Source organism: Methylosinus sp. Ce-a6 (genome assembly GCF_009811655.1).
GTDB lineage: Bacteria > Pseudomonadota > Alphaproteobacteria > Rhizobiales > Beijerinckiaceae > Methylosinus.
On record NZ_BGJX01000003.1, the window covers coordinates 207,299 to 230,276 of the forward strand.

The 22,978-nt window shown below is 64.0% G+C and carries 19 protein-coding genes; 9 read left to right on the forward strand and 10 right to left on the reverse strand.

Features of this window, described 5'->3' with window-relative positions; genetic code table 11:
* The first annotated feature begins 28 nt into the window (after nucleotides 1-28).
* Nucleotides 29-2,077, forward strand: coding sequence for a 3'-5' exonuclease (locus Mspo_RS03570; protein ID WP_159726886.1), 2,049 nt, complete (start codon nucleotides 29-31; stop codon nucleotides 2,075-2,077).
* A 22-nt stretch (nucleotides 2,078-2,099) separates the two neighbouring features.
* Here the strand turns inward: Mspo_RS03570 and Mspo_RS03575 are convergent, their stop codons facing one another.
* From Mspo_RS03575 to Mspo_RS03585, 3 genes are read right to left on the reverse strand one after another with little or no spacing between them, the layout of a single operon-like run.
* Nucleotides 2,100-5,558 (reverse strand): YhaN family protein, encoded by a 3,459-nt coding sequence (locus Mspo_RS03575; RefSeq protein WP_159726888.1) that lies wholly within the window; start codon nucleotides 5,556-5,558, stop codon nucleotides 2,100-2,102.
* Nucleotides 5,555-6,799: a DNA repair exonuclease gene (locus Mspo_RS03580; RefSeq protein WP_159726890.1), complete on the reverse strand. Its 1,245-nt coding sequence runs from the start codon at nucleotides 6,797-6,799 to the stop codon at nucleotides 5,555-5,557. Before Mspo_RS03580 ends, Mspo_RS03575 begins: the two co-directional genes overlap by 4 nt.
* A gap of 11 nt (nucleotides 6,800-6,810) precedes the next feature.
* Nucleotides 6,811-7,107: a hypothetical protein gene (locus tag Mspo_RS03585; protein WP_159726892.1), complete on the reverse strand. Its 297-nt coding sequence runs from the start codon at nucleotides 7,105-7,107 to the stop codon at nucleotides 6,811-6,813.
* Nucleotides 7,108-7,423: 316 nt separating this feature from the next.
* On the opposite strand from Mspo_RS03585, the gene Mspo_RS03590 reads away from it, so the two are divergent.
* Nucleotides 7,424-8,221: a hypothetical protein gene (locus tag Mspo_RS03590; RefSeq protein WP_159726894.1), complete on the forward strand. Its 798-nt coding sequence runs from the start codon at nucleotides 7,424-7,426 to the stop codon at nucleotides 8,219-8,221.
* 137 nt (nucleotides 8,222-8,358) lie between these two features.
* On the opposite strand, the gene Mspo_RS03595 is transcribed toward Mspo_RS03590, so the two are convergent.
* Nucleotides 8,359-8,718, reverse strand: a complete 360-nt coding sequence (locus Mspo_RS03595) for a hypothetical protein (RefSeq protein WP_159726896.1) — start codon at nucleotides 8,716-8,718, stop codon at nucleotides 8,359-8,361.
* Between the two features lie 199 nt (nucleotides 8,719-8,917).
* Here Mspo_RS03595 and Mspo_RS03600 point away from each other — a divergent pair, with 199 nt between their 5' ends.
* The 4 genes from Mspo_RS03600 (at nucleotide 8,918) to Mspo_RS03615 (ending at nucleotide 13,454) form a co-directional block, all read left to right on the forward strand.
* Nucleotides 8,918-9,304 (forward strand): DUF6634 family protein, encoded by a 387-nt coding sequence (locus tag Mspo_RS03600; RefSeq protein WP_159726898.1) that lies wholly within the window; start codon nucleotides 8,918-8,920, stop codon nucleotides 9,302-9,304.
* On the forward strand, nucleotides 9,301-11,220 hold the full coding sequence (locus tag Mspo_RS03605; protein WP_159726900.1) for an AAA family ATPase: 1,920 nt from the start codon (nucleotides 9,301-9,303) through the stop codon (nucleotides 11,218-11,220). Before Mspo_RS03600 ends, Mspo_RS03605 begins: the two co-directional genes overlap by 4 nt.
* 352 nt (nucleotides 11,221-11,572) lie before the next feature.
* Nucleotides 11,573-12,490, forward strand: coding sequence for a retron St85 family effector protein (locus tag Mspo_RS03610; RefSeq protein WP_159726902.1), 918 nt, complete (start codon nucleotides 11,573-11,575; stop codon nucleotides 12,488-12,490).
* A complete protein-coding gene (locus Mspo_RS03615) occupies nucleotides 12,483-13,454 on the forward strand; it encodes a retron St85 family RNA-directed DNA polymerase (protein ID WP_159726904.1) in 972 nt (323 codons plus the stop codon). The genes Mspo_RS03610 and Mspo_RS03615 overlap by 8 nt, the downstream gene beginning before the upstream one ends.
* Before the next feature lie 54 nt (nucleotides 13,455-13,508).
* On the opposite strand, the gene Mspo_RS03620 is transcribed toward Mspo_RS03615, so the two are convergent.
* The 6 genes from Mspo_RS03620 to yidC all read right to left on the reverse strand — a co-directional run bounded on the left by Mspo_RS03620 (nucleotide 13,509) and on the right by yidC (nucleotide 20,343).
* Nucleotides 13,509-15,572 (reverse strand): ATP-dependent helicase, encoded by a 2,064-nt coding sequence (locus Mspo_RS03620; protein WP_159726906.1) that lies wholly within the window; start codon nucleotides 15,570-15,572, stop codon nucleotides 13,509-13,511.
* Nucleotides 15,573-15,747: 175 nt separating this feature from the next.
* Entirely contained in the window at nucleotides 15,748-16,314 is a 567-nt protein-coding gene (locus tag Mspo_RS03625) for a GNAT family N-acetyltransferase (RefSeq protein ID WP_159726908.1), read from the reverse strand.
* On the reverse strand, nucleotides 16,265-16,708 hold the full coding sequence (locus Mspo_RS03630) for a nuclear transport factor 2 family protein (RefSeq protein ID WP_159726910.1): 444 nt from the start codon (nucleotides 16,706-16,708) through the stop codon (nucleotides 16,265-16,267). The genes Mspo_RS03625 and Mspo_RS03630 overlap by 50 nt, the downstream gene beginning before the upstream one ends.
* 116 nt (nucleotides 16,709-16,824) lie before the next feature.
* Complete coding sequence (locus Mspo_RS03635) at nucleotides 16,825-17,754, reverse strand: NAD-dependent epimerase/dehydratase family protein (protein WP_159726912.1); 930 nt, start codon at nucleotides 17,752-17,754, stop codon at nucleotides 16,825-16,827.
* 9 nt (nucleotides 17,755-17,763) lie between these two features.
* Nucleotides 17,764-18,438: an HAD family phosphatase gene (locus Mspo_RS03640; RefSeq protein ID WP_201281613.1), complete on the reverse strand. Its 675-nt coding sequence runs from the start codon at nucleotides 18,436-18,438 to the stop codon at nucleotides 17,764-17,766.
* 84 nt (nucleotides 18,439-18,522) lie between these two features.
* A complete protein-coding gene (yidC, locus tag Mspo_RS03645) occupies nucleotides 18,523-20,343 on the reverse strand; it encodes a membrane protein insertase YidC (RefSeq protein ID WP_159726914.1) in 1,821 nt (606 codons plus the stop codon).
* Nucleotides 20,344-20,721: 378 nt separating this feature from the next.
* Between yidC and rpiB the strand changes: the two genes are divergently transcribed.
* The 3 genes from rpiB (at nucleotide 20,722) to Mspo_RS03660 (ending at nucleotide 22,684) form a co-directional block, all read left to right on the forward strand.
* The gene (rpiB, locus tag Mspo_RS03650) at nucleotides 20,722-21,234 is read left to right on the forward strand and encodes a ribose 5-phosphate isomerase B (protein ID WP_159726916.1); all 513 of its coding nucleotides are present in this window, start codon (nucleotides 20,722-20,724) and stop codon (nucleotides 21,232-21,234) included.
* A gap of 64 nt (nucleotides 21,235-21,298) precedes the next feature.
* Nucleotides 21,299-22,039, forward strand: a complete 741-nt coding sequence (locus Mspo_RS03655; protein WP_210252806.1) for an esterase family protein — start codon at nucleotides 21,299-21,301, stop codon at nucleotides 22,037-22,039.
* A 117-nt stretch (nucleotides 22,040-22,156) separates the two neighbouring features.
* A complete protein-coding gene (locus Mspo_RS03660) occupies nucleotides 22,157-22,684 on the forward strand; it encodes a GNAT family N-acetyltransferase (RefSeq protein ID WP_159726920.1) in 528 nt (175 codons plus the stop codon).
* The last annotated feature ends 294 nt before the right edge of the window (nucleotides 22,685-22,978 follow it).

The following is a 22,978-nucleotide window of genomic DNA, read 5'->3' on the forward strand; positions in this document are numbered from 1 at the left end:
ATTAATATGCCTGGGAATTGGACGCAGAATGGAATTCCGCATCGCCGACACCTTCACCGACTCCCTGGCGCGGCTCCCCGCGCCAGATCAAAAAGCCGTGAAGACCTCGGCCTTCGACCTCCAGACCAATCCCCAAAACCCCGGCCTGCAACTTCATCGCATCGAGAATTCCAAGGACCGGAATTTCTGGTCCGTGCGCGTCAATCGCGACATTCGCATCATCGTCCACAAGACCGAAGCGAGCATGCTGCTCGCCTATGTCGATCATCACGACAAGGCCTATGCCTGGGCCGAGCGGCGGCGGATCGAGGCGCATCCCAAGACCGGCGCCGTGCAGATCGTCGAGGTGCGCGAGCGCGTCGAGGAGCTGCCGCTCTTTGCGCCGCGCGAGAGCGCCGGCACGCCGTCGTCCTTTTCGAGATTGTCGGACGATGAGCTGCTCTCGATCGGCGCGCCGGCGGATTGGCTCGCCGACATTCGCGCGGCGAGCGAGGACGGCTTTCTCGAGCTGGCGCCGCGCCTGCCGGCCGAGGCCGCCGAGGCGCTGCTGCAATATGCGACGACCGGCCTGCTGGCGCGCCCCGCGCCCGCGCCCGCCGATCCTTACGCCCATCCGGACGCGCTGCGGCGGTTCCGCGTCGTGGAGAATATCGAGGAGCTGGCGCAGGCGCTCGATGCGCCTTGGGACAAATGGGCGGTGTTCCTGCACCCGTCGCAGCGAGATCTCGTCGAGCGGAACTATTCCGGCCCGGCGCGCGTCGCCGGCTCGGCCGGCACGGGCAAGAGCGTCGTCGCCGTGCATCGCGCCGTGCGGCTGGCGCGCGCTTCGGTCCATGCCCGCGTGCTGCTGGCGACTTTCTCCGATCCGCTCGCCGCCGCGCTCGAGCGCAAGGTCCGGCTGCTCGCCGGCGCCGACGCCGGGCTGCTGTCGCGCATCAGAGTCGCCTCGCTTCCGATCATCGCCTCCGAGCTTTTCGAGCTGGCGCATGGCCATCGCCCCCATGTCGCGGCACCGGACCGGCTCGCTCGCGCTCTGGAGAAGGCCGCAGCGGCCGAGGGGTCGGTCAATCTGAATTTCCTGCGCTCGGAATGGACGCATGTCGTCGACGCCTGGCAGGTCGAGGATTGCGCCGCCTATCTCGCGGTTCCGCGTCTCGGCCGTAAGAACCGGCTCGGCTCCAAGCAGCGCGAGCGTCTATGGCCGATCTTCGCGGCGGCGCGGGAGAGCCTCGAGACGCGCGGTTTCCACACTTGGCCGGGCGTGTTTTCCGCGGTGACGCGGCATTATGCGGAGCGGACGGAAAAGCCCTTCACCCATGTCGTCGTCGACGAGGCGCAGGATCTCGGCGTTCCGGAGCTGCGCTTCGTCGCCGCCGTGGCGAGCGCGGGCGAGAACGGCCTGTTCTTCGCGGGCGATCTCGGTCAGCGCATCTTTCAGCAGCCCTTCTCCTGGGGCGCGCTCGGCGTCGACATTCGCGGGCGCTCGTCCTGCCTGAAGGTGAATTATCGCACCTCGCATCAAATCCGTCGCGCCGCGGATCGGCTCTTGCCGAAAGAGATTCACGACGTCGACGGCGTGGCCGAAGCGCGCGGCGGCACGGTCTCGGTCTTCAACGGCGTCGAGCCGCGCGTGCTCGTTGCGCCCGACGCAGCCGCAGAGATCGACGCGGTCGCCGCCTTCCTGATGGAAGCTCTCGCCAGCGGCGTCGATGCGAGCGAGATCGGCGTCTTCACGCGCAGGACCGAGGAGCTTTCGCGGGCGCGGGCTTCCGTCGCGGCGGCTGGCCGCGAGCCGATGGAGCTGTCCGAGCGCGGCGACGATCCGGGCGAGCGCATCTCGATCGGCGTGATGCATCTCGCCAAGGGGCTCGAGTTCAAGGCCGTGGCGGTGATGGCCTGCGACGACGAAATCCTTCCGCTGCAATCCCGCATCGACTCGGTCGCCGACGAGGTCGAGCTCGAGGATGTTTATGAGACAGAACGACAACTGCTCTATGTCGCCGCGACGCGCGCGCGGGACCGGCTGCTGATCAGCGGCGTTACGCCGGGCTCGGAATTCCTGCGGGATTTCACGTGATTATCACGACTCTGGACACCCACTACAGCATGAGCACATCCGCCGCGTCCCGCAGCGTGTCTCTCGCTATATCGGCGACATGGCGGTGATGGGTGAAGAGGATCGCCTGGCGTGCGCGACCGAATTCGGCGAGCAGGCCGAGCGCGCAGGCGACGCGCGCTTCGTCGAAGCTCGCGAGAAGATCGTCGCCGACGAAGGGCAGGGGCTGCGCGTCGCGCAGCTCGAGCAGGGCGAGGCGCAGCGACAAGAACAATTGGTCGCGCGCGCCTTCGCTCATTCCGGCGACCGGCACGCGCACGCCGTCAGGGCGGAGTCCCGCCAAGGTCGGAGCGTCGCCCTCGTCATAATCGACGCAGAGCCCTTTGAAGGCGCCGGCCGTCGCCAGCGCGAACAAAGCGGAGGCGCGCAGGATCAGCGGGTCCTGCACCGCGGCGCGATGGCGCTCTATGGCCCGCGCGGCGAGGCGGGCGGCGGCGGCGCGCGTGATCCAGCGCTCCGCGACGCTCAGCAGTTCCGCGCCGGCCTCGGCTTTCTCATGCGCGGCGGCTTCGGCGTCCCGTCCTGCGGCCAGTCGCTCGCGCGCCGTCTCCGCCTCGTGCCGAAGCTTGGCGGCCGCTTCTATATCGGCGAGGAGCTGGCTTTGATCGACGCTCAGGCGCTCGATCTCCGTCGGCAGCAGATCGGCGTCGAGACCGTCCTGCTCGGCGCGCAGCGTCTCTTCGTTGTAGCCATCGCCGATCTCGACGAGATCGCGGCGAATGAATTCGATCTCTTTCACCACTTCTTGCCGCCGCTCGAGACGCGGCAGCGCGGCTGCGAGGGAGGCGGGAGAGCCGAGGCCGAGCGCGAGGCGCGCCCGCTCCAGAATCGTGTCGATCCTCGCCTTCTGCGTCATCAGCGAGGCGCGCGCGACCGCGCGTTTGTCGATCGCCGCCGTCAGCGCGTCGCGTTGGCTTTGCATCTTGCGCGCCGTTTCGAGACGCGCGATGACGGCGTCGAGAGCCGCCAGTGGCACGCTGCTATCGATGTCCGGCGCCGTCGCCGCGATGAGGCGAGCGACGTCGGCGGCGAAAGCCGCCATATCCTCCTCCATCCGGGAGATGCGGCGGCTCAATTCCTCGAAGTCCTTCTTTTGCACGGGCACGTCGCGCCAGATCGCCAGCGCCGCCTCGGCCTCGGCGATCGTCGCATCGGCGGCGAGGCCGATCGCGCTCATCCGCGTCGGCCATTGCGAGCGCGCCGCCTCGAGTGTCTCGAGCGCGCGCGATTTCGCGGCTTCGCGTCGCTCGACATCCTCCTGCGCATGCTGCCGGCGTATGGCGCGTTCGCGCGCCCCGGTCCAGATTCGTTGCAGGCGGGCGAGTCGGCTCGACGCATCCTTGTGCAGCAACTCGATCGGCATGGACGGATCGTCGACGCCGCCGAGGTCCAGAACGAGCCGCGCCAATGCGCCGCGATGCGCCGCGAGCTTGCCCTCGATCGCCGCCGCCTCGCATCCGCGATCCGAAAGACGCCGCCGTCGCTCCGTCAATTCGCCGATTTGCGTCATCCAATGCGCCATCGCCGCGGGCGCGCGCGGGACGACGCCGCTGCGGCTCCACAATTCTATCCAGGCGGCTTGGGCCGCTGATTTTCGCTCGTCGAGCGCCGCCTGCGCGTCGAGCAGCTTGGCGAGCTTGCTCTGCTCGTGCGCGAGCCGCTCGCGCGCGGTCTCGAGACGAGAGGCGCGGTCGGCGTCGGAGAGGAGAACATCGGTGACGGTGTCGATTTCGCGCGTCTCGGCGCGTAGTCTGACGAAATTCTCGCGCCGCTCGGACGGCGCGCCGTCGAGAGACGCTTCGAGCGCCGCGCCGGCGGCGTCGCGGCGGGCGCGAGCCGCGAGCAAATCCTCTCTTGTCGCGGCCGCCCCGGCGCGCGAATGCCGCTCGATCTCGCCTTCGATTTCGGCGAGCGTCGCGCGCGCCGCAGCCATATCGGCGGCCGAGCGCTTCTCTTTCTCGGCAATGTCGGCGTCGATGGCGCGCGCCGCCTCTATCGCGCCCTCGTCCGGCAGCGGGCGGCGCGCCAGCTCGTCCAGCGCATTCGCCGGCGGATCGAGCCGCGCCGCATCTTCCGCGATGCGCGCCTCCTCGAGCGCGTCCTGCGCGCGGTCGCGCCGCAGCCGATCGGCGTCGCCGGCCACTTCGGCGAAGGCCTCGAGACGCCGCGAGAACGGCTCTGGATCGGCGACATAGGCTCCGTTCTCCTCGGCGCCTTCCAGCTCCCGCTGCTTCTGACGCGCCAGTTCCAGTTCGCCCAGCGCATCGGCGCAGCGCTCCTCGGCGTGCCGGCGTTCATCGACGGCCTCGCGCGCGGCGGCCAGGGCGGGATCGGTCGGCATGCGCGCGAGGAGCTGCTCGAAGGAGGCGAAGCCGAGCCGGCGCGCGGTTTCGGTCAGCGCGTCGCCGGCGATGCGCTGCTCGCCTTGGCGCTTGGGCAGATCGGACTGCGCCTTGCGCACGGCGCCGAGCCGCTCGCGCAGCTTCTGCGCTTCGGCGTCTTGCGCTAGCAGCGTTTCGTCCACGGCGAGGGCGGCGATCGTCGCCCGATCCTCGGCGTCGTCGGCGGCGTAGCCGGCGAGCTTCTCGTCGAGCGTTTCGGCGTCCTTCCAGGCCGTGCGCCAGCGCGCCGTCTCTTCGGCGGCGACCGGGGGGAGGTCGGCGAAATCCGCCAATTCCTCGCTCGACCCGGCGAGGCGTGACAGGCGCGGCCGAGTGCGCGTCGCGCGCCGACGAAGGGCGAGGGCGCGGCCGATTTCCTCATGCGCGCCGCGCAGCGCGTCGCATTTGCGCCGCGCCTCCTCGACCGCCTCGTCGGCGGCCTTCAGAGCGTCGGCGGTGACGATGGCGTCGCGCAGGAGCTTCTCCGCATTGTCGAAGCGAGCGGCGGCGATATAAAACTCCTTCGAGGAGGCGCGGCGCGCTCCGAACAGCGCTTCCGCCTCCGCATCGAGCCGGGCGCGCAGCCGCGACAGGGCGGAAAGCTGAGCGGAGGAGGCCGCGAGCGTCTCCGCCAGCCGCCCGCCGGCCTTCAGCAATTCCTGGCCGCCGTCGCGCAGCGCGCGGGCGGTGAGGCCGAATTCGGCGAAGAAGCTCTCGCGCGTCGCGGCGCCCAGTAGCGGCGCCAGCAGCTCGTCGTCGAGCGGCTTGTCGGCCTCGTCGAGAAGCGTGTTCTTGTCGCCCTTGCGGCGCCGGAAGCTCAGCGCCGCGCCGTCGACGAGACGCAGACGCGCGCCGATCCGCAGCGTCCGGCTCTCATGAAGAAAATCATAGGCGGTGCGCTTGCCGAAGCCGAACAGAAGATCGCCTATGCCGGCGAGCGCCGAGGTCTTGCCCGCCTCATTGGCGCCGAGAACGATATGCAGCCGCGCGTCGGGCCGAAAGGTCAGCGCGCGATCGGTGAAGGCGCCATAGCGCTCGAAACGCAGCTCCTCGATCCTCACGCGGCGTCCTCCTGATCGAGCGCGCCAAGCAGAAGATCGCGGGCAGTCTCGGCGAGCCGCGCCAGCGCCGCCGGATCGGCCGGAAATTCGGCGCGCAGGCCGCGCGGCAGCTTGTCGCTCACAAGCTCGGCCAGCTCGGCCAGCGTCGCCTCGAAGCCGGGATCGGCGGCGGCCTCGCGCAGCAGCGTCTCGAGGTCGAGCGCGTCCGGCGCGGCGGGCGCTCGCGCGCGGGCTGGCGGGCGCGTCGCGATCTCCAGCCTTTCGACCCAGCAATCCTCGGCGAGGCGGAAGCCGAGCGCGCGCGATTCCTGCTCCAGCGTCTCGCGCCCCGCGACGAGGCGCTCGTGCAGCGGCGTCGCGCCGACGAGGCGGATGCGGGCGGCGAGCGGCCGCGCCTCGGCTTGCGCATGGATGGCGCCGAGGCGCGCCTCTATGCGGGCGAGCGCTGCGGCCTCGTCGACGCAATCGTCGATCTCGACGTGCTCATGCGCCCAGCGGGCGGCGTCGAGCGAGACCGGCGTCGCCTCGACGATGCGTCCGTCGTCGACGGTGATCCGCATCGCGCCCTTCGCGCCCGTCTCTTTGACGCTCCGCCCCTGAATATTGCCGGGATAGACGATCCATGGATCGCGCGCGACGATCTCCGACGCATGGACATGGCCGAGCGCCCAATAATCATAGCCGAAGCGCGCGAGATCCTCGACCGTGCAGGGCGCATAGGCGGTGTGGCCGCGCGAGCCGTCGAGCGCCGTATGCAGAACGCCGATGTTGAGCCAGCCCTCGCGCCGCTCGGGATAGCTCGCGACGAAGGCTCCGTCGACGAGACGCGTGCCGAAGCTGCGGCCATGCAGAGCGACGCGTCGCTGCTCGTCGAGCAGCGTCTCGGCGCGTGACGAGGAGAAGATTCGCACGCTCGGCGGATAGGGCAGGGACTTCGACATGAGGCTGTCGGCGTCGTGATTGCCCTTGACGATGAAGGTTGGAATTCCCTTGCGGTCGAGCCGGCCGAGCGCGCGCGCGAAGAAGAGGCCGGTGGTCACATCCTTCCAATCGCCGTCGAAAATATCGCCGGAGATCAAGACGAAAGCCGCGTCGGCTGAGATCGCCTCGTCGATCAGCGCCTCGACGGCGCGCCGCCCCGCTTGGGCGAAACGCGCCGCGACGGCAGGGTCCTTGACGCCGAGACCGGCGAGCGGGCTGTCGATATGGAGGTCGGCCGCATGAAGAAAACAGAATCGCATGAGGAAAAATCTCAGATTTGGGAGTCGGGTCGAACCCGGCACGCCTTTGTGGCGCAGACGAATCCGTCCCCGGCGCCATCATCGTAGCCGATCTGCTCGAATGCGTCACACAGGGCGCGGCTCGCGGTTCGGCTGACGGAGCGGCGCGCGGCGGGAATGCTGTCGTTCACAGCATAAGAGCTTAGAGGATAAATAGAACATTGCTCGTATTCGGCTAAAAAGCCCGATCTTGGCAGGATAGTTGCGTTAACTATATATTTTTCTTCTAAAAATTTGCCGAATTCGACCTTGCGGAACCTGAACCGCATCCATATCTCGTCGATTGGTCGCGGCTATCCCAGTCGAAAAGCGGCCGCCATGGAGGGATTAGGGCCCCTCCACAGCGGCCTGACCAAACGATGATCCTAGGGAGATCACCATATGGCTAACAAAGGGACTATCACGTCTCCGCACCAAGCGGAATCCATCCAGAACGCCTGCCGCCTGCGCTTCGATCTCTGCGCGACGCGAGGGCCCAAACACCTCGGTCGTTTGGACCCGATCTGCGTTCAGACCGCATCCGATCCGTCGCCGACGCGACATGCCAGTCCGGCGATCACCGGATGCGATGCCGCGGGTCTTTTTGTGGTCGTCAGCGCTCGCGAACAGCTCCCTTTCCACCTTCGCGCTCTGCCGCTCCGCACGCCTGCCGCCTATCTTCTCCTCAACGACGATTGGGCGGATGTCGTCATGGCGCGTGCGGGCGAGACGCTCGATGTGCGCAATCGTCTCGCTCATCACATGCGGGACCGCGAATTCGCTTGGTGCACGCGCGCGGCCATCATCTATGGCCCTGCGGTGGACAAGCGGATCGCTCACGCGTTGCAGTATTTTTTGCACAGCCATCTCGTCGCCGCCGGACGCTGCGACGTCATGTCTGGCGTGGACGCCAATCCTCCGTCGAGGACGGCTTTCCAGGCCGCGCTGCCGTTGTTCGAGCGAGCGCGTCTCTATCTCTCGGTGGCGGGCGTCGATCTCCTCGAGGAGAGGACCGTCCACGACTCCGAGCGCGCCATTGAGTCGGACGACCTCGACGGATTCGTGACGCCCTTCGATGCGGGCCGCGTCTGGATCCTGAGAGACATGGGCTATAGAGCCGCCGTCGCCGAAGCGGGCGGGCGTTGGGCTGTTCTCGCCGGATCGGAAATCCGCGCCCAGGCGCAGCCGTCGGCGCGGCCGCGCGACATTCGCGTCCGCGAGGAGCTCGCTCGCGACCGTGCGCTCGAACCGGTGCACGGCCGGCCGGACGTCCGTGTTCTGTCGAGAGACGTCCCCGTCCGGTCGCTCGACGACGCCGGCAAGCTCGTGTTGGGCAGCCCGCGCAGCGTGACGCGCGCGTGGGAAGAGATCCGCCTCGACGCGCGCTCCGCTTTCCGAGCCTGACGCAACCCCGCAATTCTATCGCGTGCGGCCGCGGCGACGCGGCCGCACGCGCCTCGGTTGCGTCTGCGCATCACCAAGCCATGTGGTCTAGCCGCGCCGATTCTTCGTCGGCAGCCGAAGATCGCGACTTCGGGCGCTCATTCGAGGACCAGGCAAACTCCGACCCGCCGAGTGGATTCCGACATGTCGAGATTCGACGCGCCCCCGATGGGCGCGATCAGGAGAGTTGCGCCATGAAGCCTTGCAATATTGCTGAAACCCATTGCGCGTCGCCGCCTTCTTTCACCCGGTGGCGCGCTGTCTCTGCTCTCGCCTTCACGAGCGCCCAAGCGCATGAGCTGACGCGAGATCTCGCGCGCCTCTTCGACGGCGCGGACCTTTGCGACTCCTGTCGCGACAGGGTGGCTGCCGCAGTCGGTGGCGCCATTCGTATCGCTCGGGACCAGGGCGCCTCGATCGCAGACGTCGACGCGGCGATGAGCCTCACGCTGCTTCATGCGCTCCGCGGGGACGCGGCCGCTCGCGAGATCGTCATTTTCGGTCTGCGGCGCCGGCGATCCGCCGATTCCGATCTCATCGCGGATAGCTGGCGCATGGCGACTGCGTTTCAGAAGACGTGCGCATCGCGTTCCGCACATCGTCGCCGCCCCCGCATGATTCTACGGCAGAGACGATGGCGTCGAATGCCGATCGCTCGTGGTCGATGAGCCGGACGCCACGACGGTGAGTCCTTTCGAGCATGGAGGTTTCATAATGCGTAGTGCAATCTTTCTGGGCGACGATCCGAAGCAGATCATTCGAAGAACGCGCGCCCTGTCGGATGATATCGCCCGTATCCTCGCGGATGGTGTTCCTGCGGAAAGCGATCTCGCCGAGGCGCCCATCTTGGACCATTGGGTTGTCATTGGGCGCAGGACGCCCGCTCTCGCGGGAGCGGTTGCCGGTCATCCCGTGCTCGGTGATCGCAGCATCATCACCTCCGATCTGTTCGCGCTCGACGACGAAGCCGGCTGGGCGCGCACGGCGGGCCGCTTCTATCGCCTCGGTCGTCCCGGCGGCGCCGCGTGCGGGAGGGACCAATGAGAAAGCTCTCGCACGTAAAGGGAAACGACGACGACCTCTTCGACCGCCCCGACGATGACGACGACGCGGTCGGATCGGCCGGCGTCGCCGACGCGCTGGCCTTGGCCTGCCTGCGGGCAGCCCTGCCGGCCGATCTGCGCCGGCGGATCCGTTGCGGCGACACGATCGCCGCGGTCGTTCAGGCCCCCGGCGCCGACTGGTGCGACGCTCTGGCGCGCGCCGCCCGGAAGGATGCGATGCGGACCGTCTCGCTCGCGCGGGACGGTTCCTACCGCCGCGACCACGATCCCGCCCGCGGCAATGACGCCGTCGCCGCCGACCTCGCGCGTGGGCGATCCGTCGTCGGCGTCTCTCAGGATCCGAAAAGGTTCCTGCCTTCGACGCTCATCGCCGTCGCCGATGCAGACGTCCACGTCCGCGCTCCCGACGCCAAAGTCCTGCGGTCGCTGCTGCGGAAAAGCGCGAGCGGACGCATTCCTGACGCGCTCCCCGACGTCTCGACGCTCAACTTCCATGAGATCGTGGCCTGTTTCCGCTCGGGCGCGGCGGCGCGCGACGTCGTCGACCGGCTCGCCGCCGTCGCGAAGCGCAAGGCCGTCGACCGGACGGGCGACGGCCCGTCTTTGCAGGATCTTCCGTGGGTTCCCGCCGGCGCGATGCGTTGGGGCCTGTCCCTCGCCGCGGCCGTCGCCGCCCACCGCGCCGGCACGGCGTGGCCCAAGGACTGCTCGGCTCTGTTCCACGGGCCGCCCGGCACGGGGAAGACTCTCTTCGCGAGCGCCGTCGCGAAATCCTGCGGGCTGAATTTCATCGCCACCAGCCCCAGCGAGTGGTTTCGCAACACCACGGGGCTCAACGACGTCGTGACCGCCTTCATGCGATCGTGGGACGCCGCGCGCGCGGCGCGCCCGGCGCTTTTTTTCATTGACGAGATCGACGGACTTCCTGATCGCGCGAAACTCGACGCCGACCGGCTGAGCTGGTGGGCGCCGCTGCTCGACGCCGTCCTGCTCGCGCTTTCCGGCGGCCCCGACTCCGAGCGGGACGGACTCGTCGTCTGCGCGGCGACCAATCACCCCGAGAAAATCGATCCCGCATTGCTGCGACCGGGGCGCATCGGACGGCTGATTGAGATCGGGCCGCCCGACGCGCTAGGCCTCGCTGCCGTGCTGCGCCATCACCTCGGGACCGCGCTCACCGACGTTGATCTCGTCCCGGCGGCGAGCCTCGCGCCTGGAGCCACTCCCGCGCAGGCCGCGCAATGGGCCGACGACGTATTGTGGCTCGCCCGTGACGCCGGGCGTCCGCCGACGCTAGACGATTTGCTGCGCATCATCGCGCCGCCGGACGATCGGACCCCGGCGGATCGCCGCGTCGCCGCCGTCCATGAGGCGGGGCACTGCGTCGCCTATCGGGAGGCCGGAATGCAGATCGCATCGGCCTCGATCATCCCGCGCGGCGCATCCGGAGGGGAAACGCGCGCCGCCGGGCGACGACCTGAATTCCCGACCAGGGCCGATCTCGACGCCGGCGTCATGATCCTGCTCGCGGGGCGGGCCGCCGAAGAAGCTATTCTCGGCGCGGCGTCGACCGGCGCGGTGGCGGATCTCGCAGTGGCGACGCGCGCGCTCGCCGAGGGCCACGCCGCGCATGGACTGGGGGCAACGCTGCTGCATCGAAGCGATGCGGCCGGATCGCTCGCCTATGACCGCGATCTGCGCGACATCGTCGAGGCGGACCTCTCCCGTCTCTATGCGCAATCGCTCGCCCTGACGCGCAGGCGGCGCGCCGACGTCGAGCGGATCGCCGAGGCGCTGCTCGCGCGGAGATTTCTCACCGGCGACGATATCGCGGCGCTCGTCACGGCCTCCGGACGCCGCGGCCGCGGCCCGAAAGCGCGCGGGAGGGACGCATGATCAAAGACGGCGAATGTTGCTACGACGTCGTCAAGTGCCTTTGGATTCGGAGTTCGTTTTGGTTTCCATCCTGCTGCATTGTTGGCCGACGGCGTAATCCCCGGAAGGCGCGATTGACAGGCTGATGGTTACGAAATAGCTTAGTTTATGCTTACGCGTAACGTGCCGTCAGGCACGTGGCCCGGCGCTTCGCTAGGTCTAACTTTATTGTCCTCACTTGCGGCCTCGGAAGACGGCTTTGCGCCATCGTCCGTGGGACCGCTCCGCTCGATGGCGCAAAGCCGTCTTCCGAGTCCTTAAAGGTAAGCACTTGTTGCCTTTCGTCGAAGAAATCGACGCCGAACGAATCCACGTGAAGGAGCCGTTCGACGTCGTGTTGTTGTGCGGCGGGGAATACGGCGATATTGGAGACCCTGTCCCGAAATCTCTTAGGGACGCTTTCCTCAAAGCGCTTCCTCCAAAGCCCTTGAGGGATCGGGAATTGATCCAGGCGGAGGACATCACGAAGCAATATGATTTCCATAAAAGCTACGACGACATACTCATATTCGAGACGGATCTCGCTCAGATCGTTGAGCTAATCATCATTTTTTGCGAAAGTGCCGGCAGCCTCGCCGAACTCGGAGCTTTTTCCGTGATCGACGAGATCATGAAGCGCTTGTTCGTCGTGATCAGAGAAGAGCACTGGAATGAGCCGTCATTCGTAAAACTCGGACCACTTCGGCGCATCGAGCGCGAAGTCGGTCGCGAGGCGATCCATGTAATTGCAGACCACGACGTTGGCCTGGAAGGAAAATCCGCCGCAAAAGTGGACAAGAAAAAGCTAGTGGAAATGTTGGAGGGGCCTCTGGAAAGCCGGGTCAATACAGCCCGAGAGCCGACCACCTTCGACCCTCGTCGAGCGGGGCATGTGATAAAACTAATTGTAGGACTGGTACAGGAATATGGAGCGCTCACTCTGCGGGAGATATCATGGCTGCTGAAGGTTCTAGGGGCCGAGAAGAGCGATGACCAGATTCGTGGGTATCTATGTTGCGCGGCTGCTGTTGACTGGCTCACAACTGTTTCGAAGGGAACGAATGACTACTACGTGCAGACTGCAAGCAGTATAGCAAAGGGCGTAGACGCGGCGACGTTGCCTGTAAAAGAAGGAGCCAAGGATACAAGCAAAATGCGACGTCGAGCAGTGATCAGAGAACATTGGAAGGAGAAAGACAAGCTAAGGTTTGCCGCAATCCTGCAAGCAGCTAAAGGAACGCAACGTGTCTGACGTGGTTCAGGCACTCGTGGCCGCTTCGGGTCTTAGCGAACGCGACGTTCGAACGATCATCGCAACAGCGCCGTCCCGCTACAAGACATATTCGATACCTAAAAGGCGCGGTGGCGAAAGAATCATATCGCAGCCGGCGCGAGAAGTTAAATTCCTCCAGAGGATCCTTGTTGAAGAGATACTGTCCCGACTCCCCGTTCATGACGCGGCAATGGCTTACCGGGAGGGCCGGTCGATAAGAGATAACGCTGCTGTTCATGCCGGTGGTGGAGCAATCCTCAAGTTCGACTTCGCCGACTTCTTCCCCTCGATTAAAGCCGACGACTGGGCGGCGTATTGCCGCCGGCATTCGGTGTTCAAGGACATAGACGATATATGTCTGAGCGCAAACTTATTGTTCCGGCGAACGAAATACGGCTCAGTAATGCGCCTCGCAATTGGTGCGCCGTCATCGCCCCATCTTTCAAACATCCTGATGAGAGAGTTCGACCAGCGCGTTACCGAAGCCGTTGCCAAGGAGAAAGTCAAGTACACCCGCTACGCTGATGACCTGACGTTTTCCGCGAAGCGAGCTCATAATCTTATTGGCATAGAGCGCATGCTCAGACGCATTGTTCGGGAAGTCGCCTCGCCGCACTTGCGTCTGAATGAGGATAAAACGGTCCTTGCGACAAGAAAGTACCGGCGAGTCGTAACTGGCTTGGTCCTCGCTGATAATGGAAAGGTGTCACTGGGACGGGATCGGAAAAGAGATATCCGCGCCGCGTTGCACCATTACGCGCTCGGGCAGCTCAATGGCCATGAAACCGCGCATCTTTCTGGCCTTCTAGCCTTCGTCAACGCGATTGAGCCTGAGTTTCTTGAGCGGTTGGTCGACAAATATGGCTCGGCTGTGATCGAGCGCATTAAGGCAAGATTTCCCCCGACAGCTAACTGCCAGCAGCCTCACGACCCAATAATCTAATTCAATTTCCGAGAATAAAAAAGGAGGCCGAATTGCATAGAAACCTTCCCTTTGCTATCCCCACATCCCCCGCATCTTCGCCCGCACATCGACCCGCAGCCCACCCCCGGCGAGACGCTCGCCCGCGGCCGCCACGGCCGGCCAGCTCACGCAATTAAAATACCGCAGCATCTCCGTCGAAATGAATCGCGTGCGCGCGGCGTAGACATGCCGGTCACCCTGCGCCGGCTGGCCATGGGTGAAAAATCGCTGCGGCGTCACCAGGCGCAGGCTGTCCTTCGCGCGCCTCATCGCGACATAGAGCAGCCGGCGCTCCTCCTCTATCTCCGCCGCCGTGCCCGTCGCGAGATCGGAAGGGATGCAGCCGTCGACGGCGTTCAGCACGAAGACCGACTTCCACTCCTGCCCCTTGGCCGAATGGATCGTCGAGAGGATGAGATAATCCTCGTCGCGCAGAGGCGGGCCCGCCTCGTCGCTGGTCGCGTCCGGCGGGTCGAGCGTCAGCTCGGTGAGGAAGCGCTCGCGCGAGGGATAGCAGGCGGCGATCTGCTCGAGCTGCACGAGATCGGCGAGGCGACTCGGCGCGTCCTCGTGCAGCCGCTCGAGATGCGGCTCATACCAGCGGCGCACCGCCTCCATTTCCGCCGGCCAGCCCTCTCTCGCGTGCAGCGTTTGCAGCGTTGCGACGAGGCCGCGCCACTCTTCCCCGGCGCGCGGCGGCGTCGGCGCGTCGGCGAGACAGGCGAGCGGGTCCGGGCGCTCGATGAGGAAATCGAGAATCTTCTGCGCGGATGAGGGGCCGACGCCGGGCAGAATTTGCAGAATGCGAAAACCGGCGACGCGATCGCGCGGGTTCTGCGCGAAGCGCAGCAGAGCGAGAACATCCTTCACATGGGCGCTGTCGAGGAACTTCAGCCCGCCGAATTTCACGAAGGGAATGTTTCGACGCGCGAGCTCCAGCTCCAACATGGCGCTGTGATGCGAGGCGCGGAACAGCGCCGCCTGCTGCTTCAGCGTCATGCCGCCTTCGCGGGCCTCTAGCACGCGCTCGGCGACGAAGCGCGCCTGATCGCTCTCGTCGCGCACGGTGACGAGCTGCGGCCGCTCGGTGGAGCGACGCTCTGTCCAGAGGTTCTTGGCGTAGCGCTCGGCGGCGAGCGAGATGACGGCGTTGGCCGCGGCGAGGATCGGCTCGGTCGAGCGATAATTGCGGTCGAGCGTGACGACTTCCGCCGGCGGCGTGAAGCTCTTCGGAAACTCCAAAATGTTGCGCACAGTGGCGGCGCGGAAGGAATAGATGGATTGCGCGTCGTCGCCGACGACGGTGAGCCCCTGGCCCTTCGGCTTCAAGGCGAGCAGGATGGAGGCCTGGAGGCGATTGGTGTCCTGATATTCGTCGACGAGAATGTGATCGAAGCGGCCGCCGATCTCCTCGGCGAGGGCTTCGTCCTGCATCATCTGCGCCCAGTAGAGCAGGAGATCATCGTAATCGAGCACATTCTGCGCCTGCTTCGCCTCGACATAGGCGGCGAACAAGCGGCGCAGCTCCTCGTGCCAGCGCGCGCACCAGGGGAAGGCGCCGAGCAGCGCCTGCTCGAGCGGGATTTTGGCGTTCACGGCGCGGGAGTAGATCGCAAGGCACGTTCCCTTTGTGGGGAAGCGGCTCTCGCTCTTGGAGAAGCCGAGCTCGTGGCGGATGAGATTCATCAGATCGGCGGAGTCTTCGCGATCATGGATGGTGAAGGCGGGATCGAGCCCGATGACGCCGGCGTATTCGCGCAGCAGCCTCGCGCCGATCGCGTGAAACGTGCCGGCCCAGGCGAGGACATCGCCGCCGCCCTTGGCGCCCAGCGCCTCGGCGCAGATGCGCTCGACCCGCCGCGTCATCTCGGCGGCGGCGCGGCGGGAGAAGGTCATCAGCAACATGCGCTGTGGATCCGCGCCTCGGACGATGAGATGCGCGACGCGATGGGCGAGCGTGTTGGTCTTGCCGGAGCCGGCGCCCGCGATGATGAGCAGCGGGCCGCCGGCGGAAGCCGACGAGCCGTCAGCAAGCCCGTGCTCGACGGCGCGACGTTGTTCGGCGTTGAGCTTTTCGAGATAGGCGATGGCGGTCATGGGCGAATCGGCAGGGTGAGCGGACTCGGAGACTGAACCATAATTCTTGTTTTGTTCGCAATGGCGGCGTATCTCGGGGGAGGGGGAAGCGAGCTGGTGGCGCGGGTCGAATGTCCGTGAGGCGCCCAAGAAGGACTCGACCACGAATTTGACCGACCGCCTCAGCCCCGGGTTGTCACAAAACTCGATGGTTCTGCCCTCGTCCTTCATTACGAACGACGGATAAATCGGGCCACGCATAGGTAATGATTTTGGCGCGTGTTCCACCCGTGACGATCTCAATTTCCGTTTCAGGCAATGCGTGACCTTGCATACGCTCATAAAAAACGCGGGCCACGTAATTTGCGCTTAAAACAGTCAATTTCATCGCTTGAAAGCCGCGCTGCTTCGCGCTCTCTATGCATTTTCGAAACAGGGAGCTCCCGACGCCTTTTCCGATATAGGCCGAGTCGAGATATATCGCATACAATTCTGCGACTGCTTTGAATGCGGTGGGCCCGATGTCAGCAAACCCTATAATTTTGTCGTCTATAAGTGCTACAAAGACGACATATTCCGAATGCACCAGATGGCCTTTCTCCTCATGAAGCCAATTATCGGCCATTCGATCCGCGGACAGAGTTTTGAGGTGCTCGTCTGCGTAGATGTTTCTGTAAGCGACACGAACCGCGTCCACATGAACGCGGGCTATTTCACGGACGTCGGTTCGCAGCGCATGCCTTATGTGAACTGATCCGATCATGGACGACCTCGCTATCTGTAGGCGTCACGACTCTAGAGGCGACGAAAAACTCGTTCAAACGTTCGCCCTCTCCTTCGAGGGTTTGATACGAAATAGCAACGATTTTGCTAGACTCGGGGTCCAACGTGAGAAGCTGCCTACATTTGTGTGTGTGCCAGAGTTCGCCCTCGCGAATGCGATCGGTATAGATGACGGCGACGGTTTCCGTGTCACTGATAGCGGATTGCTCAACCTGCGATTCATACGCGACTTCGTCGAATGTCGCATGGGCCCAGGCCGAAGCGGCGCGATAAGCATCGATGATCGACTCGCGTCCCTTTACGGGTCCTTTAGGGGAGTCGTAGACGCAGCGCTCGCTCAAATAACTGGCGGCCGCATCGAAGTCGTCGTGCAAGCCCCTCGGCAATACGGATAGTGCATGGCCCGTTCTTCCCCATAATGACAGCGTTGCTGGCCATTGGGCCATGAGTTATCTGAAAGACTTTCAATCGGCATCGGCGGAAACCTTCGTCAGCAGCCGCGCTTCAGCGTCCGTCGGCGAGTAGGCAGCCACAAGCGCGTCGGCGAGTAATGGGCCAAAGTCTCTGCGAAGCGCTCACGCAGCCCCGCCTTTGGACCCCAGCTCGTTTCAGGTAAAATTCGTGTCGGGTCCATAAGGCAAGGGAAATCCCGAAATGGAAACCATGCGCGCGGCGGCATGTCGTCCGCTTTCGAATCGAGGCAAATGGTTCTTTGATCGACGCCAGCGATCTCACCCAGCAGCGCCGCAAGCTCCGCGAAGCTGAGCATGTCAGGATGAGCGACATTGAACACGTCGAAGCCGACCCGATCGCCACTGGCCAATAGGATCACCGCGGCGGCGAGATCGTCATTGTGCACAAATTGGGCGCGTGTTTCGCCATTCCCGGGCAGCAGGACGGGTCGACCCGCCAATTGACGCGTCCAGAACCAGGTTTCGCGATCGGAGCTGTTGCCTGGTCCGAAAATGTACGGCGGCCGGACGATCGCGCAGTGAGCAAACCGGTCTGCCGCCGCGCGATAGGCGGTCTCCACACCGACCTTCCCGAGTCCGTAAGGCCCCCATACGCTCGCTCCCTCGGCAGGCTGATCCTCGCCGGGCGGCTGAGCCGCATTGTCGCTGTAAACCGCGCCGCTCGAAATTACGACGATGCGATCTGTGCGAACAGCCAGCGCTTCGATGAGAAGTTGCGCCTGCACGCCGGTGTAGGCGTTCGTATCCACGACCGCATCGAAGCGCTGGCCTTTCAGGACGCGACAAATATCGCCGCTACGATTTCGGTCCGCTGTGAGTTGGCGCGTGTCGGCGACGAGATGCGAACCACGATTGAGGACCGTCACATGATGGCCGTCCCGAAGAAGCGTGCGCACAACGCCGGCGCCGACAAAGCCCGTGCCTCCCGAAACCAAAACGGCGCCCATAGCTCACTCCTAGAGACGGGCTTGCGCAAAGGTGACTTTGAAGTCCGCCCAGTCTCGAATTATCCGCTCGGCGCCGGCCGCTCTCAATTCAGCGCCGCTGGTCTCAGAGCAGTGTCCGCCGCCAACGAACCCCCAGACGGTCATGCCTGCCGCTCGACCGGCAAGAACGCCATTGACGCTATCCTCGATCACCACGCAGTTCGAGGGCTTTGCCTCCAACTCGCGAGCGGCATATAGGAAAAGGTCCGGAGCCGGCTTTCCTCGTTCCACCAAATCGCCGGAGTAGACATGCGGAGCAAACGTCTCCCACAATCCGACCTTCTCCAATTTGAAGCGAAGCATGGCGGTCTTGCTGGAGCTCGCGACCGCCTTTTTGATCGTGCATTCGCTCACGGTCCGAGCCGCCCCGGCGACCTCAGTGAGTCGTTCCCGCAATGCGGCGCTGTACCGATCGGCGTGCAACTGGGGAAAATTGGCCGGCAGCGGCTTGCCTCGTCGATCTACGCTGTCGGCGCAGAGCGCCGCAAAGAACGCAGGGTCCGGCATTCCCATGAAACGGCGCATGAAGTCGCCAGATTCATAGATAAGGCCATGCTCGGCCAGAGCCGCCAATTCGACTTCCAATGCGAGAACTTCGCTATCGACGAGAACGCCGTCGCAGTCGAAGATCAGCGCTGCATACATGATGATCAGATCCCTTCCTATCGAAGGCATTGTACCGGCGTCTCGACCCATCCAGCACTCGCCATGGAGCGTAGGGGCGGCGCGTCAGGCGGTCTTGAACTTGAAGCTCTTCTTTAGATTGTCCCACAGCTCGAATTTCACGCCTGCTCGGCGCATGATGTACCATTGCTGAGCGACCGAGAGCACATTGTTCCAGGTCCAATAGATCACCAGGCCGGAGGCGAAGCCGCCCATCGAAAAGGTGAAGATCACCGGCATCCAGCCGAAGGCCATGCGCTGAATCTCGTCGGCCGGTTCGGGATTCATTTTCATGGTCGCCCACATGGAGACGCCCATGACGAGCGGCAGCACGCCGAGCCATAAATACGGCCCGACGACAGGAAACTGCGTCGGTTCGACCGGAATGAGGCCGAATAGGTTGAAAATGTTGGTCGGATCGGGCGCCGACAGGTCCTTGATCCAGCCATAGAACGGCGCATGGCGCATCTCGATGGTCGTAACCAGCACCTTGTAGAGGGAATACCACACCGGAATTTGCAGCAGCGCGGGGAGACAGCCCCCGGCCGGATTTACCTTCTCGCGGCGGAACAATTCCATCTGCTCGCGACTCAGCGTCTGCTTGTCATCGCCGTGCTTCGCTTTCAGCTCTGCGATCTTCGGCTGTATCTCCTTCATTTTGGCGATCGCCTGATAGCTCTTGTTGGCGATCGGTAGGAAGGCGATCTTCACGAGCACGGTGACGACGAGAATCGCCAGGCCGAAATTGCCGAGAACATGGAACAGGCTGTCCAAGAGGCTGAACATCGGGCGCGTCAGATAGTAGAACCAGCCCCAGTCGATCAGCAGGTCGAACCGTTCGACGCCTTGCGCCTTGTACGCGTCGAGAGTGTCCACGACCTTGGCGCCGGCGAAGATTCGCGAGGAGACCGTGCCGGTGGCGCCCGAGGCGACGGTGAGCGGCGCCGCGACCGTATCGGCCTGGTAGGCCTTGATCGGGCCATTGCCGGCCGCCGAGAACCGCGCCTCTATCGCCTTGTCCTGCTCCGGGACGAGAACGGCGGCCCAATATTTTTCGGTAAAGCCGAGCCAGCCGCCCGCGCCCTTCGCCGTTTTGACGCCACGCGGCTCTTTCTCGATCTTGTCGAATTTGATCTCCTGGAGGCCGGCCTCGCCCACGACGCCCACGAAGCCCTCGTGAACCGCGGCGTAACCGGCGCTCTCCAGCGCGCCGAGGCGTGTCACGCGCAGATATGGGAAGAGCGTCACCGGCTTCTCGCCATGATTTTCAACGCTGTCCACGACGGCGAACATATATCGCTCGTCCACAGACACCTTGCGCCGGAAGACGAGCCCATGGCCGTTGTCATAGGTGAGCGTCACCGGCTGGCCGACGGCGAGCGACCGGCGGTCGGCGGTCCACGGCGTCTCGCCGGTGGGCAGGATGGGCGCGCCCTCTGTCTCTGCGGTCAGAAAGCCCGACTCGGCATAATAGGGATGCGGTGAACTCTCGGGTGAGAGCAGCACGATGATGGGGCTCTCGGGGTCGACGCTCTCGTGATAGTTCTTCAGCGAAACATCGTCGATGCGGCCGCCCTTCAGCGAGATGGAGCCGACGATCGATGGCGTGTCGATTGTCACGCGCTCGCTCTCGGCGAGCGCGTCGGCGCGCGTCTTGATCGCGGGTAGCGCCGGGGCGCCCTCGGGCTGCATCCGCCGGGGCGCCGCTCCCGTCTGCCGAGCGGCCTGCACTATTGGCGCAGACTGTGCGCGATCGCTCTCCTGCGCGGACTGCGCCTGTTTCTGCTGCTGGGCGAGTTTGGGAAACGCATAGAGATAATCCCAGCCGGCGATCACCAGCATCGACAGTCCCGCCGCGATGAGGATGTTCTTCGTGTAATCGTTCATGGCTGTCTTTCGAATATGGAGCTCGGCGTCTATGTCGTCGAAAGGGCGAGCGCCGGAATGGGATCAGCTTTCCTTTGGCCTTCCTGGCCACTTCGCGCGTCGGCTGGTCCTGAGACCACTATGGCGAGCGCCCGCGGCGACAGCCGGAGGGAGAGAACGTCGAAGGTAGGAGCGTGAAAACGCATGACGAAATCTCGATCGCCGCCAAATCATAAAAAATATTTTGCCTATCGACTTACCTAATTAAATCGACGAACAATGCAAGCCTCTCGATTCGCTCCGCGCCGTCGAAATTCGCGAGCCCGCCCCATTGTGGCGTTTCTGGCGCGCTGTTTCTGCAAAACGCTAAATTGCCTCGGAATTCGGGACGTCTTCTCCATGACAGCCGCCAACCGCATCGTTCTCTCCAGCGACCACACCGCCATTCGGCTCCGACAGGCAATTGCGGCTCATATCGCGTCACATGGCTGGGTGGCGGTCGACATCGGACCGACAACGGCGGAGAGCTCACACTATCCCGAGCACGGCGAAGCAGCGGCGCGGCTGGTCGCCTCCGGCGATTGCCGGTTCGGCATCATCCTCTGCGGAACCGGACAGGGCATCATGATGGCGGCGAATAAAGTGAAAGGCATCCGTTGCGGCGTCTGCGTCGACACATTCTCAGCCCGCATGATCCGCCAGCACAACGATGCGAACATGCTGTCGATTGGCGTGCGCGTCGTGGGCGAAGGGCTCGTGCTCGATATCGTGGATGCGTTCCTGACCGCGGAATTCGAGGGTGGCCGACATGCGACTCGGGTGGAGATGATCAGGGCGCTGGAGGAGCAGCGTCCGCTTTCACCCGAAGCGAGCGACCGCCAGAGTTCCGGATCTCAGGGCCGTCTCAGATAGGAATGCTGACATCAGTGTCCGCTAACGCCAAGTTGGGCAAAAAGTGAAAGAGACGCAGCACAACTTGAAGAGCGCCCATCTCGCGAATGAGCGGGCGGTGTGGGTGCGTGAGCCGGAGCATAGGGCCACGAACGTGACGGTGTTTCTGGATGCGGAACTTTACCGAGACCGTGTTGGCGCGACCTCGATCATCGACGCCCTCGACGCTGAGAGCGACATTGATCGATCGCTTTTTGTCTTTGTCTCAATGGAAAGCGCCGCCTCTCGGTGGGTGGAGTGCCCCTGCTATTTTCCGTTCTCTCAGTTCATCGAAGAAGAATTATTTCCCTGGCTGGAAAGCGCCTATCCCTGTGCGCTCGAAGCCCAGGAGCGCGTGATCGTCGGTCTCAGCTATACCGGCTTGGCCGCGGCTTATGTTTCGATGATCAATCCCTCCAGATTCACGAAGGTGATCGCCCAGTCCGGCTCGTTCTGGTCAAACGATTGCTGGATTATCGACTATTTCGAGAAACTGGATCCCAAGCCAAAAACCGAATTCTATTTGGATGTGGGTCAGCAAGAGACACAGGACAACGTTCTGCACAAAGAGGGCGTTTTGCAGACAATCTCCCAGATCGAAGCGGTGAAGAAATTTCGCGACGCGCTGCTCCGACACGGCTACCAACCTCATTTTGTCGAATTCGACGGAGGGCACGATTTCACAGCCTGGAGCGTTACCCTGCCAGATGCGCTGCGATGGGCTCTGCCTTCTGCAAAGGACCAAGCTCAACATGTCGTCAGCGATGCTGCTCCGAGGCATCGCTGACGGCCGCCGCGGTCATTGCGGTCGTCGCAAGACTCTCTACTCTGCGACGTTGCGAAAGTCAGGAAAACGAGCGTCGCTCCTACGGGAGTGTCGCGCGACAAAAATGCCGGAGAAGTTATGCGAGACGAAATCGCTGTATCTCTTTCGCCAGTCACTTCGGGCGATCTGCGCGAGATAGATGAGGTATTCGATGATCTGACCAACTACTCTCTGCGCGTCGACGGCGTCTCGAAACGCCGTAATGCGGCCCATGACTTCTTGACTGCCCTCCCGCTCGGATTCGAGCCGCGCCACAAATATGCGTTTTTGGCAAAGCGCGGAACGGCGGCTGTCGGGCTTCTGGATATCGTCGACGGTTATCCCTCGCCCGGGACGGCGTTCATTGGCCTTCTGGCAGTTCGAGAAACCGCGCAAGGACTGGGCGTTGGGGGAGCGATTTTTCGGGAAGGAGAACGTATCGCCCTCCACAGCCTCGAGGCAAGAACAATGCGATTGGCCGTGGTAGAGAGCAATCCGGTCATCGGTTTTTGGATGAAGATGGGTTTCTGCCTGACAGGAGAAGTTAAACCCTTTGTAGGGCAGACGATCAAATCGCGTTCCGTCTTGATGGAAAAACGATTGCACAGTTTATCGCACACCTCCTGAGATCCACGACAAATGGGGCGGCGATCACTGGCCGCCGGCTCTCCCACTCGGCCGAAATCGGCGCCGGACCCCGCCTCCGCGCCCGCAAATATTCAAAGCTCGGGATCCCGCTAGGCGAGAATCGGTAGCGAGGCTTCAGGTCGCCGATGCGCCAATTGCAGACCTTCCCGATGCGGTCGCGCAGCCAGGGCTTTGTCGTTTACCCGTTGGGCGATGTGTAAGCATCCGGCGTGGGCCGCAGGCGGGATAGGCTGAAGCGTCAGGCGCCGGCGCGGGCCTTCAGGTCTTTGTGGA

Coding starts and splice junctions, on each gene's coding strand:
- Mspo_RS03570 (WP_159726886.1), top strand. CDS start 29: ATGGAATTCCGCATCGCCGACACCTTCACCGACTCCCTGGCGCGGCTC.
- Mspo_RS03580 (WP_159726890.1), bottom strand. CDS start 6,799: ATGCGATTCTGTTTTCTTCATGCGGCCGACCTCCATATCGACAGCCCG.
- Mspo_RS03585 (WP_159726892.1), bottom strand. CDS start 7,107: ATGCGGTTCAGGTTCCGCAAGGTCGAATTCGGCAAATTTTTAGAAGAA.
- Mspo_RS03595 (WP_159726896.1), bottom strand. CDS start 8,718: ATGAAGCAGCGTGAGGCTCATCGCCGCGTCGACGTCTGCGATCGAGGC.
- Mspo_RS03605 (WP_159726900.1), top strand. CDS start 9,301: ATGAGAAAGCTCTCGCACGTAAAGGGAAACGACGACGACCTCTTCGAC.
- Mspo_RS03620 (WP_159726906.1), bottom strand. CDS start 15,572: ATGACCGCCATCGCCTATCTCGAAAAGCTCAACGCCGAACAACGTCGC.
- Mspo_RS03625 (WP_159726908.1), bottom strand. CDS start 16,314: ATGATCGGATCAGTTCACATAAGGCATGCGCTGCGAACCGACGTCCGT.
- Mspo_RS03635 (WP_159726912.1), bottom strand. CDS start 17,754: ATGGGCGCCGTTTTGGTTTCGGGAGGCACGGGCTTTGTCGGCGCCGGC.
- Mspo_RS03640 (WP_201281613.1), bottom strand. CDS start 18,438: ATGTATGCAGCGCTGATCTTCGACTGCGACGGCGTTCTCGTCGATAGC.
- yidC (WP_159726914.1), bottom strand. CDS start 20,343: ATGAACGATTACACGAAGAACATCCTCATCGCGGCGGGACTGTCGATG.
- rpiB (WP_159726916.1), top strand. CDS start 20,722: ATGACAGCCGCCAACCGCATCGTTCTCTCCAGCGACCACACCGCCATT.
- Mspo_RS03660 (WP_159726920.1), top strand. CDS start 22,157: ATGCGAGACGAAATCGCTGTATCTCTTTCGCCAGTCACTTCGGGCGAT.